The sequence below is a fragment of the Flavobacterium proteolyticum genome, assembly GCF_015223105.1.
GTDB classification, from domain to species: Bacteria; Bacteroidota; Bacteroidia; order Flavobacteriales; family Flavobacteriaceae; genus Flavobacterium; species Flavobacterium proteolyticum.
Map to the genome: position 1 here is coordinate 30,368 of NZ_JADFTZ010000001.1, position 12,266 is coordinate 42,633.

Below are 12,266 nucleotides of genomic sequence, written 5' to 3' on the forward strand. Positions count from 1 at the left end.
ACTAAAAACAAACTAGTAATAATTAATTGAATTTATGACAAAAACTGCGCAATCGGTATGGAATAACTGTCTGTCTTTCATAAAAGACAATATTCAAGATCAAGCTTACAAGACTTGGTTTGAACCTATACAGTCAGTTGAGCTAAACGATAATGCGTTGTCTATTCAGGTACCTAGTAAATTCTTCTACGAATGGTTAGAGGAACACTATGTGAAATTATTAAAAGTTGCCTTGACTAAAGAGTTAGGACCAGGCGCAAAGTTATTGTATAAAATTAAAATGGAAAACACTTATGGCAACAAACTTCCATTTACTGAGCAAATTCCGAGTTACAACAGAACCGCGGTAAAACCTCAGGAAGTAGATGTGCCAATTGTGAATAAAAATCCAGAATTAAAAAACCCGTTCATCATTCCTGGAATTCGAAATTTAAAAATCGAATCGCAATTAAATGCTAATTATAGTTTTGATAATTTCCTTGAAGGAGATTCAAACCGTTTAGCAAGAAGTGCCGGTATGGCAGTTGCCAACAAACCAGGCGGAACTTCCTTCAACCCATTATTAATTTTTGGTGGTGTTGGATTAGGAAAAACACACTTAGCTCACGCTATTGGAGTTGAAATCAAAGACAAATATCCAGAAAAAACCGTGTTGTATATTTCAGCTGAAATATTCACACAACAATATATCGATTCTGTTAAGAAAAATACTCGTAACGATTTCATTCACTTCTATCAATTAATTGATGTTTTGATTATCGATGACGTTCAATTCTTATCGGGTAAATCAGGAACGCAAGATGTATTTTTCCACATCTTCAACCACTTACACCAAAACGGAAAACAAGTAATTTTGACTTCTGACAAAGCACCAGTAGACATGCAAGATATTGAGCAACGCTTACTATCGCGTTTCAAATGGGGATTATCAGCAGAATTACACCAACCTGACTACGAAACGCGTATTTCAATTTTGAAAAACATTTTATTCCGTGATGGTGTTGAAATGCCAGAAGAAATTATCGAATACGTTGCTAAGAATATCAAATCTAACGTTCGTGAATTAGAAGGTGCTATCATTTCGTTAATTGCTCAATCTTCTTTTAACAAGCGTGAAGTTACTATTGATTTAGCGAAGCAAGTGGTTGAGAAATTCGTTAAAAACGTAAAACGTGAAATTTCAATTGATTATATCCAGAAAATTGTTTCGGATTATTTCCAATTAGATGTTGAAACGTTACAGTCTAAAACTAGAAAACGTCACGTGGTACAAGCTAGACAATTAGCGATGTTCTTTGCTAAGAAATTTACAAAAGCTTCTTTGGCAAATATTGGTTCGCAAATTGGAGACAGAGACCACGCAACGGTTCTTCATGCTTGTAAAACAGTTGATAACTTAGTTACTACTGACAAACAATTCCGTAAATTCGTTGACGATATCAACAAGAAGTTATCGCTATAATTCATGGCTACAAAAATCTTAATGGTTTGCTTAGGAAATATTTGCCGTTCTCCTTTGGCAGAAGGTATTATGCGCTCTAAACTTTCCGAAGATTTTATTGTAGATTCGGCAGGAACTGGTGGTTGGCACGCAGGCGAATTACCTGACAAACGTTCGATTTCAACTGCAAAAAAAAGAGGTTTAGACATCACCAATCAAAGAGCAAGACAATTTAAAAGAATTGATTTTGAGATTTTTGATCATATCTTTGTAATGGATAATTCCAACTACAAAGATGTTTTGGCTTTGGCTCCAAATGAAGAAGCAAAACTGAAAGTCAAGCTGATTTTAAACGAAATTTTCCCAAATGAAAACGTCGATGTTCCCGACCCATATTACGGAGGTCAAGACGGTTTTGAAAACGTTTTTGATATGTTAGACCAAGCTTGTGAGGAAATCGTAAGAAAACTTAAGCAATAATATCATGAAATCAAACACTTTAGGCAAACTGTATTTAATTCCAATTACACTTTCTAATCCTGGAGAAACTACGGTAGTTCCTGAAGATGTTTTGCCTCAAACTATTAAGAGAACTATTGATTTTATAGATTATTACATTGTTGAAAACGAGAAAACCGCTCGAAAGTTCATCAAAAGTATTCATCCCGAAAAAAAACAACCCGATTTAAAGATTTCGGTTCTAAATAAACATACAGATTTTGCTGAACACAATGAATTCATCCAACCTTTATTAAGAGGCGAAAACATTGGATTAATGAGTGAATCCGGTTGCCCTGGTGTTGCTGACCCTGGCGCTGTTATTGTGAAATTGGCACATGAAAAAGGAATACAAGTAGTGCCATTAGTGGGACCAAGTTCTATTTTATTGGCGTTGATGGCGAGTGGCATGAACGGACAAAGTTTTGCTTTTAATGGCTATTTGCCTATCGATAAAAACGATAAAAAACAAGCGTTGAAAAATTTCGAACGTTTATCGCAAGATAAAAATCAATCGCAATTGTTTATTGAAACGCCTTATCGCAATAATAAATTGATGGAGGATTTGTTGCAAATTCTACAACCGAGTACGCTTTTATGTGTGGCTTGTGATATTACGTTACCAACAGAATTCATCAAAACCAAAACTGTGAATCAATGGAAAAAAGAAAAGGCCGATTTACATAATCGACCTTGTATTTTTATTATTCACAAAATGTAAAATTACTCTAAATCTACTTTAGCATTTGCATCTGCTTCGATGTGTGAAATATCGTAATTTGAAAATTTTCTGATGTAGCTTGATAACGATGTTCCAAAACCATCTTTGAAACCATTGCGTCCATTACTTCTTAAATATTTTTTTACCGAACCAGCTCCGCCTAAATGCGCTGCCGCAATTAAACCTGATTCTGTAATTTCTACACCATTGATTACTCTACCAGAATATTTTTGAATTTCTTTACGTAATTCCCACTTGTTTCTAGCGATTAAAGCTTTAAAAGCTTCATCTTGCCATTCAGCGTTACGTAAAAACTCTTGAAAATCATAAATACCCACAGTGCGTAGTGTACTTCTTCCGAATTGGTATTTACCCATGTATCCATATGGATTCACTAAATGTAACATACCTCTTGACTCTTTGTAAGCCATCTTTTGAGCAAAACCAGTAAATGATTTACCAACATTTGGCACTTTAACTGGGATAATTACTTCTTCGTTCTCGTATTCATTTGGAACATGGTATTTAATACCTTCATAGTTCGACAAATGAAATCCTTCCAATTTTTCTTCCTTAAAGGTTATAAAACCTGAAGAAACGACTAAGACTAGGAGTGTCAATCCTATAAAATACGACCTTTTTTTTATCATGAATTGTTATTTCTCAGCGTCTGTCACCCATCTGAAATTACCGATGCAAATATACAAAAAAAATTACAATATTGATTTACAGCATGTTAATAATTCCTAAAAGTAGATGAAATGCGCTTTAAGTCCGTTATACTCATCGTATTGCAAAGTAGGTGCGGGAATTTTTATTGTGTTAAAAACCGAGAAAAGTGTCTTTAAAAAATGGGATTTTGTAGTAATTTTCGTTAAGTCAACATCTAAACTCAGGTAAAATTGACGATATGGATTTTGAATTATTCCATTTTCGATTGCTTCGGCATCTTTTCCGTAAAGCATTCCTTCTCCTCCATAACCAATTGCGACATTTAACCATTTTGGCGTAAAGCTATCTTTTGTAAACGAATGAACGTTAAACGACAACCAATACGTTTGACCGTTGTAATCTTTTAAAATTTCTTCGTTAAAGGATGCTCCCAGAGTTTCAGAACGTTGTGAAGCGAATTTGGTTTGATGAAATGAAAACTTCGGTGTGATACGCTGTTCTTTCCAAAGTAATTCTTGAGAAACATACAGCGCCGTTCCCGAAACATTTGCAATAATATCACCTGATGATGCTCCCCATTCTTGTGAAAAACCATCAAAAACCTCAACTACCGTTAAAAATCCTAATCCAAGAGTAGATCCATAAATTAATTGTTCTTTTTTGGTCGCACCACTCCATTGCAACATTTCGGCACCTACTCTACCTAAATGATAGGTTGAATACATATGGCCCAGTTTATCCATTTGTAACCACTGATTGTTATCGTTGATGAAGTGGAAACTAGATTTTGGGTAATCTTTATACCAAAGTTGGTTCAAACCAATTAAAGTAGCACCTAAAGCCACTGATTCACCCACATAAACACCCGTTCTTCTCGGTTTATTTAATGTATCCGATGGTTTTAAGAAAGTATTGATACTTGATTGCGCCTGAGAAAAAATAGACACAAACAAAAAAATGAATAGCCAACTAGCCCTGATTGTAGTGGAAATCCTTTTATAAAACCCTAAAGTTTTATAAAAGATTGCAACGGAAAGCAGGAATATGGAAACCAAGAGAGCCCAAGCCATTCGCTTCTAAAAATTAACGATCAATTCCTAACTTCGTTACCCAATCTGCATATTTTTTAGCATTTACTTGGTGTGCTTCGTAACTTGATGCAAAAGCATGATAGCCCGGTTTGTCTGGATTGGCACAGAAATAAATATAATCGTGTTTTTCTGCATTTAAAACCGCATCTATAGCCGAAACATCTGGCATAGCAATAGGTCCAGGAGGTAATCCTTTATTAATATAAGTATTATAAGGCGATTGAATTCGTAAATCGTTATAAAAAACACGTTTAATTTCTTGATCAAAATCGCCTGAACGCTTTTTAATTGCAAAAATTACCGTTGGATCAGCTTGCAATGGCATATCTTGTTTTAAACGGTTTAAATAAACACCAGCCACTGTTGGTCTTTCATCTACTTTAGCTGTTTCTTTATGTACAATTGAAGCTAAGGTATAGACTTGAATTGGAGTTAATCCTAGCGCTTTAGCTTTTTCTGAACGCTCATTATTCCAGAAAATACGGTATTCTTTTGCTAATTTTTGAGCAATTTTGTCCGCTGGTGTATTCCAATAGAACTCGTATGTATTTGGAATAAAAAGTGCCAAGATAGTTTCTTCTGTTAATCCGTTTTCTTCTAAAAATGGCGTATTAGTAAATGCTACTTCTAATTTTAAACTATCAGGTTCTAATTGTGTTGCTAAACGTTGTACCAACTTTCCTAACGTTTCTTGATTGTTGAAAGCCACTTTAACTGGAACATTTAAACGCAAACTTCTAACCATATCAAAACTGGTCATGTCTTTTTTGAAAAGAAATTTTCCGGCTTTTACATTCGTACTGTAATTTCTTGATGTAGCTACGAAATCAAATTTTTCAAAATCTTTTACAAGCGGTTTTACAATTTCCACTACTTGTTCATAAGTCGAATTTGTAGGAATGTAAACATAAACTTCATCTTGTGAAAATTGAGTATTAGGTGTAAAAGCTTTGAAATAGACATAAACACCTACTGCAGTTGCAACTACAATTCCGGCAACGGCAATTATTGAAATTATTTTTTTTACGTTCAAGGGATAGTTTTTTAAATATGATTGATTAATTGATATAACATTTCATCTTCGTATTGATTGTTGATTTTATTCCAATCTTTTTTTACTCCGATTTTTTGAAAGCCAAATTTAGTAAAAAGGGAAATACTAATTTCATTATTTGAACCAATATTTACATATAATTGATGCAATTGCAATTGATTGAATGCGTAATTGATAACAAGTTGCAAAGCCTCTGAACCCATTCCTGAATTTCGATTCGCTTCACTTGAGATTACAATCCCAACACCTGCTCTATTATTTTTAGGATCAAAATCAAACAAATCGATTAAACCTAATGCTTCAAAAGTATTGTTTAAGCAAATAGCCAAGCGCAATTGTTTGGCTTCATAAATATCTTGATGCGCATTTTCCAAGTACTGACGAATCAAAAATCGACTGTACGGCGTTTGCGTATTGCTTACTTCCCAAACCGATTCGTTGTTTTCTATTTTGTAGATAAACTCTAAATCTTCGGGTTCTAGTGCGCGTAGATAAATGTTGTTTCCTTTAAGTGTAGTCAAAATATTTAAAATTGATTATTGGTTGATTTCAATTTTCCCTTCAAAAACAAAAGTTGCGGGTCCAATTAAGAAAACGTTTGTATATTTTCCGTTATCTACATCGAATTGTACTTTTAATTTTCCGCCTTCTACATTCAAATCTATGATCTTGTTGTTTGTTTTTCCAGTTTGATGCATTGCAATAGCAACTGCTGTTACGCCTGTTCCACACGACAAAGTTTCATCTTCAACACCGCGTTCGTAAGTGCGAACTGCAAAAATGTCATTTTCTAATTGATGTACAAAATTGACATTACTTCCTGCATTTCCATACAAATCGGAATAACGAATTTTAGCACCTTCCGTCTTAATGTCTAAGTCTACCAAATTATCTACCAATTGCACATGATGAGGCGAACCTGTATTTAAAAAAGTATAATTTTCTTGTTGATTTACTGTATCAACATCTTTCATTTTAAGCGCTACAATTCCGTCCGTATCAATCGTTGCATAATGATAACCATCCACTGCTTCGAACTCGGCTTTATTTTCGATAACGCCCATTTGTTTGGCAAAAGCGACAAGACATCTTCCACCATTTCCACACATCGAACTTTCGTTACCGTCGGAATTATAATAGACCATTTTAAAGTCATATTGGGGATGATTTTCTAACAGTATCAAACCGTCAGCACCTATACCAAATCTTCTATCACATAATTGTTCGATGAGTTTGGTGTTATTTTTTGGAAAAAAATCTGTACGATTGTCAATCATAACAAAATCGTTTCCTGTTCCTTGATATTTATAAAAAGTAAGTTGCATTGTGTAAATAATTTATACAAAAGTACGAATTATTAATAAGATGTTAAACATTGTTAATCGAGCGTTAAAGTGATTTTTTGGAATATTTTTTGTTATAATTTTGAGTGAACAAAAATTAAAAAAATATGAAAAAATTTGGAAGTTTATTCGCGGTTTCTTTATTAAGTGGTGCCGTTACATTAGGTGCTTACAAATTCTTTTTAGAACCGAATAATGCAAGTAAAATTACACTTGCATCACCTAATTACGCTAAAAATGTAAATTTAGGAGCAGAAAATATTGATTTTACAGCTGCTGCCGAAAACACGGTTCATGCCGTAGTTCACGTTAAAAATGTGAGTGTTTCAAAAGTTCCTAGCAATCCATTAATGGAGTTTTTCTATGGTTATCAAGGACAAAGAGAACAAACGCAAATTGGAACAGGTTCTGGAGTTATCATTACCGAAGATGGTTATATTGTGACTAATAATCACGTTATCCAAGATGCTACGGAATTAGAAGTTACGCTTAACAACAATAAATCGTACAAAGCCAAATTGGTTGGAACCGATTCAAAAATGGACATTGCGCTTTTAAAAGTAGAAGCCGATGAAAAATTACCTTATGTAGTTTTTGGAGATTCTGATGCAATTAAAGTTGGAGAATGGGTTTTGGCGGTTGGAAATCCGTACAACTTGAATTCTACCGTTACTGCTGGAATTGTTTCAGCAAAAGCCAGAAATTTATCTAACAACGGTATTCAATCTTTCATTCAAACCGATGCAGCGGTGAATCCTGGAAACAGTGGAGGTGCCTTGGTAAACACTCGCGGGGAATTGGTTGGAATTAACACGATGATTTCTTCTCCAACAGGAAGTTATGCTGGTTATTCGTTTGCTGTTCCATCGAATTTAACTCGAAAAATCATTGAAGATTTAATGCAATTTGGAAATGTTCAAAGAGGTGTTTTAGGTGTTGAAGGTGGCGAATTGAATTCGAACTACGCAAAAGAATTAGGTATTAAAGAAACACAAGGCTTCTACATTAATAAGGTAACTAAAAATTCAGGCGCAGAAAAAGCTGGATTGACTAAAGGTGATATTATTGTACAATTAGATGATAAAAAAATCAATGGTTTTGCCGAATTATCTGCTTACATTAATACAAAACGTCCAAACGATGTTATTCAAGTAAGCGTGTTACGCGACGGAAAACAAAAAACACTTCCGGTGAAGTTGACCAAAAAAGAAATTCTGAATTACGAATTCAACGGAATTGAATTTGAAGATTTGGATGCTGCCGACAAAAAACAATTCAATGTAAAAGAAGGTATTAAGATTAAAAAAGTTAACAATCCTGAATACTCAGAATACAGTGATATTTTAGATGGCGCGGTAATTTTAAGTATTGATGGCTTAAAAGCAAAAGACATGGAAACCGTTTCAAGCTATTTGGCTAAAAAAGAAAATCAGAAAGCAAGATACCAAATCATTTCCAAAAACGGTCAAATGTATAGCATTATCATGTAAAACAACCCAAACCGATAAGTTTTAAAACCAGACAAAAATAATGTCTGGTTTTTTTATTAAAAAAATTTTACGAAAACGTTTGAAATCTATACTTTTGCACCACAAAACAACACATTTATTTTCATGAGCAATATCTCTTTATACGAAAAAGAATTAGCTTTTCAGGCAGACAGAAGAAAAGCTGGTGTAGAATTCATTAAAATCATTAGTGATTTATGGTATGACAAATCAATAGAATTGGTTTTATTCCGCAATCAATTAATCGATAAAAACGTTAGCGAAATCATCAATTTACATGAGTATGCTGGTGCTTTCGTTGGAAAACCTATCAACGTTTTTGATTCAGTTGAAATTGCAAGCGCTATTGTTGATTTAGATTTACCACCATCAAGAATTGATATTGGAAAATTAACTTACGAATATCATTTAGAAGACGACAAATACAACGATGCTAAAGCATTCGTAATCGACAAATTAAAGAATGCTAAAAACTTCCAAGAAATTAAACCAAAAGATGTCGTTTTATACGGATTTGGTAGAATTGGTCGTTTATTAGCTCGTGAATTAATGTCGAAAATTGGAAAAGGACAACAATTACGTTTAAGAGCGATTGTAACAAGAGATAAAAACGATGCTGTTTTATTAGAAAAAAGAGCTTCTTTATTACGTTACGATTCAGTTCATGGTGATTTTCATGGTTCGGTAATTGCAGACCCAGAAAACAATGCTTTATTGATTAACGGAACAACAGTTCACATCATTACAGCGAACACACCAGAAGAAATTGATTACACCGCTTACGGAATTGAAGATGCATTAGTTATCGACAACACCGGAGCTTTCACAACTGAAGAAGCTTTAAAACGTCATTTAACCTCAAAAGGAGCTGACAAAGTTTTATTAACAGCACCTGGAAAAGGAGTTCCAAATATCGTTTATGGAGTAAATCATGAAGATTACAATCCAGACGAAGTAAATATTTTCTCGGCTGCTTCTTGTACAACCAACGCAATTACTCCAGTTTTAAAAGCAGTTGAAGATACTTTAGGTGTAGTTAAAGGACACTTAGAAACCATTCACGCATATACAAATGACCAAAACTTAGTAGACAACATGCACAAAAAATACCGTAGAGGTCGTGCAGCTGCTTTAAACATGGTTATTACTGAAACGGGTGCTGGAAGTGCTGTTGCAAAAGCTTTACCTGCATTAGCTGGAAAATTAACTTCAAACGCTATTCGTGTACCAGTTCCAAACGGTTCATTAGTAGTATTGAATTTAGAAGTTGGAAAAAACACTTCTATTGAAGAAGTAAATAACATTATGAAAAAATACGCTTTAGAAGGTGATCTTGTAGAGCAAATTAAATACTCTTTAAACAACGAGTTAGTATCTTCAGACATCGTAGGAACTTCTGCTCCTGCAATTTTTGACAGTAACGCAACTATTGTTTCTGGAGACGGAAAAAACATTGTAATGTACGTTTGGTACGATAACGAATACGGTTATAGTCACCAAGTTATCCGTTTAGCGAAATACATTGCTAAAGTTAGAAGATATAGCTACTATTAGTAGATAGTTTGAAAACAAAAAAGCTCCTATTTTTCAACAGGAGCTTTTTTATTTGTATTTAATATAATTACTCTTTCGCCGCTAAATAACGTTCCGCATCTAAAGCCGCCATACAACCAGTTCCCGCAGCTGTAATTGCTTGACGATACACATGATCAGCCGCATCACCCGCAACAAATACTCCCTGTACATTTGTTTTAGAACTTCCTGGTACATTTACGATGTAACCTGTCTCGTCTAACGTAATGTAATCCGCAAAAATATCTGTGTTTGGTTTGTGACCAATCGCTACGAAAAATCCAGTTGCTGGAATTTCTTTTGTTTCTCCGGTAGCTCTGTTTTTAACTTTTACTCCAGTAACTACTTGTCCGTCACCTAAAACTTCTTCCGTTTCGGTATGCATTAAAATTTCAATGTTCTCTGTTTTCTGTACACGCTCTGCCATAATTTTAGAAGCTCTAAATTTATCGCTACGTACTAACATCGTTACTTTTTTACATAATTTAGATAAGTAATGTGCTTCTTCACAAGCGCTATCTCCTGCTCCAACGATTACTACTTCTTGATTTCTATAGAAAAATCCGTCACAAACCGCACAGGCAGAAACCCCTCCACCTAATTTTAAATAATGTTGTTCCGATTCTAATCCTAAATATTTAGCCGAAGCTCCAGTAGAAATTATTACTGTTTCTGCATGAATTTCAATCGTATCATTAATCCAAACTTTATGTACATCTCCGGAGAAATCTACTTTTGTAGCCCAACCATCACGAATATCTGAACCAAAACGTTTTGCTTGCTCTTGCAACTGCACCATCATTTCTGGTCCGGTTACACCTTCAGGATATCCTGGAAAGTTTTCTACTTCATTGGTTGTTGTTAACTGACCTCCTGGTTGTTGTCCTTGGTATAAAACTGGATTCATATTTGCTCTAGCCGCATAAATAGCTGCAGTATAACCTGCTGGACCAGAACCTATAATTAAACATTTTACTTTTTCGATTGTATCTGACATAACTTTATTCTTTTAAGAGTAGCAAATGTAAGTTTTTAATTAAAATTATTTCTTAAAATTGAATTAGTTTTAATTATGAATGTATAATTTTTGACAATAAAAAAAACCTTCCTGAAGTTTCAAGAAGGTTTTGTCGGGGTGGCAGGATTCGAACCTGCGGCCTCCTGCTCCCAAAGCAGGCGCGATAACCGGGCTACGCTACACCCCGAATTTGTGAGTGCAAATATATAACTAATTTCTATTGTTCCAAACAAATCAATTCTTTTTTTAAAATAAATTTTCACTCCTATTTAACCTATATTTTTTTAGCACTAATTACCTAAACTTTCTAACCAAAAACAAAAAACACTTAGAATATTATTTCTATTTTTGCTAAAATTAAACAAGACAACCTTTTATATGCTAATTATTGGAATTGCCGGAGGAACCGGAAGTGGAAAAACAACAGTTGTTCATCAGATTATGAATGAGTTACCTTCTTCTGAAGTAGGTATCATTTCTCAAGACTCCTACTATAAAGAAACGCATCATTTAAGTTATGAAGAGCGTACTAAAATCAATTTTGATCATCCAAGAGCGATTGACTTTGAATTGTTAGTAGCACATCTTAAAGATTTGAAAGCTGGAAAAACCATTGAACAACCAGTTTATTCTTTCGTAACTCACGATAGAACAGATGACAAGATTTTAACCCATCCAAGAAAAGTAATGATTGTTGAAGGTATCTTAATTCTAACAAATCCAGAATTAAGAGACATGTTTGACATTAAAGTGTACGTTCATGCGGATTCTGATGAGCGTTTAATTCGTCGTTTAAAACGTGACATTGCAGAACGTGGTCGCGATATGGAAGAAGTGTTGAATCGTTATCAAACCACTTTAAAACCAATGCACGAGCAATTCATCGAACCTACAAAAGCGTTTGCTGATATTATTATTCCTAACGATAAATACAATACGGTAGCTATTGATGTAGTGCGTGCCGTAATTAATCAAAGAATCGCATAATGAACAAAATTAAGAATTTAATTGCCAAATATCCGTTTTTAGCATTCGTTATGAATCGCTACGTTTTGGTGTTAATTCTTTTTTCTGTTTGGATGCTTTTTTTCGACAATTATTCCTATTTAGAGCACCGTGTTTTGGATAAGGAAATTGAAGAAATTGAAGATAATATTCAGTATTATAAAACTGAAATTAAAAAAGACAGCACAAAAATTAAAGAGTTGAAAAATGACAATCGAGTAGAAAAATATGCGCGCGAAAAATATTATATGAAACGCGATAACGAAGACATCTACATCATCGAATTTGAAGACGAAAAGAAAGCAGCTGCCGAAAAAACAACTAGTAACAATTAAATACATAA

13 protein-coding genes and 1 tRNA gene are annotated in these 12,266 nt (G+C 34.1%); 7 read left to right on the top strand and 7 right to left on the bottom strand.

What is annotated here, in order from left to right; all coding sequences use genetic code 11:
• The first annotated feature begins 34 nt into the window (after nt 1-34).
• Genes dnaA through IM755_RS00130 form a run of 3 tightly spaced genes read left to right on the top strand, consistent with a single transcriptional unit; the run spans nt 35 to nt 2,660 of the window.
• On the top strand, nt 35-1,462 hold the full coding sequence (dnaA, locus tag IM755_RS00120; protein WP_026724816.1) for a chromosomal replication initiator protein DnaA: 1,428 nt from the start codon (nt 35-37) through the stop codon (nt 1,460-1,462).
• Nucleotides 1,463-1,465: 3 nt separating this feature from the next.
• Nucleotides 1,466-1,921, top strand: a complete 456-nt coding sequence (locus IM755_RS00125; RefSeq protein WP_194093071.1) for a low molecular weight protein-tyrosine-phosphatase — start codon at nt 1,466-1,468, stop codon at nt 1,919-1,921.
• A 4-nt stretch (nt 1,922-1,925) separates the two neighbouring features.
• Entirely contained in the window at nt 1,926-2,660 is a 735-nt protein-coding gene (locus tag IM755_RS00130) for an SAM-dependent methyltransferase (protein WP_194093072.1), read from the top strand.
• 2 nt (nt 2,661-2,662) lie between these two features.
• Here IM755_RS00130 and IM755_RS00135 read toward each other — a convergent pair whose 3' ends face one another.
• From IM755_RS00135 to dapF, 5 genes are all read right to left on the bottom strand, one after another.
• Nucleotides 2,663-3,310, bottom strand: coding sequence for a peptidoglycan-binding protein LysM (locus IM755_RS00135; RefSeq protein ID WP_194093073.1), 648 nt, complete (start codon nt 3,308-3,310; stop codon nt 2,663-2,665).
• Nucleotides 3,311-3,406: 96 nt separating this feature from the next.
• Entirely contained in the window at nt 3,407-4,279 is an 873-nt protein-coding gene (locus IM755_RS00140) for a DUF2279 domain-containing protein (RefSeq protein WP_317172415.1), read from the bottom strand.
• A gap of 136 nt (nt 4,280-4,415) precedes the next feature.
• Nucleotides 4,416-5,456, bottom strand: a complete 1,041-nt coding sequence (gene mltG, locus IM755_RS00145; RefSeq protein WP_194093075.1) for an endolytic transglycosylase MltG — start codon at nt 5,454-5,456, stop codon at nt 4,416-4,418.
• Nucleotides 5,457-5,467: 11 nt separating this feature from the next.
• Entirely contained in the window at nt 5,468-5,998 is a 531-nt protein-coding gene (locus tag IM755_RS00150; RefSeq protein WP_194093076.1) for a GNAT family N-acetyltransferase, read from the bottom strand.
• A gap of 15 nt (nt 5,999-6,013) precedes the next feature.
• Nucleotides 6,014-6,802 carry a diaminopimelate epimerase gene (dapF, locus tag IM755_RS00155; protein ID WP_194093077.1) on the bottom strand — a complete coding sequence of 263 codons (789 nt, stop codon included), beginning with the start codon at nt 6,800-6,802 and terminating at the stop codon, nt 6,014-6,016.
• Nucleotides 6,803-6,927: 125 nt separating this feature from the next.
• On the opposite strand from dapF, the gene IM755_RS00160 reads away from it, so the two are divergent.
• Together IM755_RS00160 and IM755_RS00165 are read left to right on the top strand one after the other, a co-directional pair.
• Nucleotides 6,928-8,310, top strand: coding sequence for a Do family serine endopeptidase (locus IM755_RS00160; RefSeq protein ID WP_194093078.1), 1,383 nt, complete (start codon nt 6,928-6,930; stop codon nt 8,308-8,310).
• 123 nt (nt 8,311-8,433) lie between these two features.
• Nucleotides 8,434-9,882 carry a glyceraldehyde-3-phosphate dehydrogenase gene (locus tag IM755_RS00165; protein WP_194093079.1) on the top strand — a complete coding sequence of 483 codons (1,449 nt, stop codon included), beginning with the start codon at nt 8,434-8,436 and terminating at the stop codon, nt 9,880-9,882.
• Between the two features lie 67 nt (nt 9,883-9,949).
• Here the strand turns inward: IM755_RS00165 and trxB are convergent, their stop codons facing one another.
• Nucleotides 9,950-10,897 carry a thioredoxin-disulfide reductase gene (gene trxB / locus IM755_RS00170; RefSeq protein WP_194093081.1) on the bottom strand — a complete coding sequence of 316 codons (948 nt, stop codon included), beginning with the start codon at nt 10,895-10,897 and terminating at the stop codon, nt 9,950-9,952.
• A 133-nt stretch (nt 10,898-11,030) separates the two neighbouring features.
• Nucleotides 11,031-11,105, bottom strand: a tRNA-Pro gene (locus IM755_RS00175).
• A 191-nt stretch (nt 11,106-11,296) separates the two neighbouring features.
• Between IM755_RS00175 and udk the strand changes: the two genes are divergently transcribed.
• Together udk and IM755_RS00185 are read left to right on the top strand one after the other, a co-directional pair.
• Nucleotides 11,297-11,905 carry a uridine kinase gene (gene udk, locus IM755_RS00180; RefSeq protein ID WP_194093082.1) on the top strand — a complete coding sequence of 203 codons (609 nt, stop codon included), beginning with the start codon at nt 11,297-11,299 and terminating at the stop codon, nt 11,903-11,905.
• Nucleotides 11,905-12,258: an FtsB family cell division protein gene (locus IM755_RS00185; protein ID WP_194093083.1), complete on the top strand. Its 354-nt coding sequence runs from the start codon at nt 11,905-11,907 to the stop codon at nt 12,256-12,258. The genes udk and IM755_RS00185 overlap by 1 nt, the downstream gene beginning before the upstream one ends.
• The last annotated feature ends 8 nt before the right edge of the window (nt 12,259-12,266 follow it).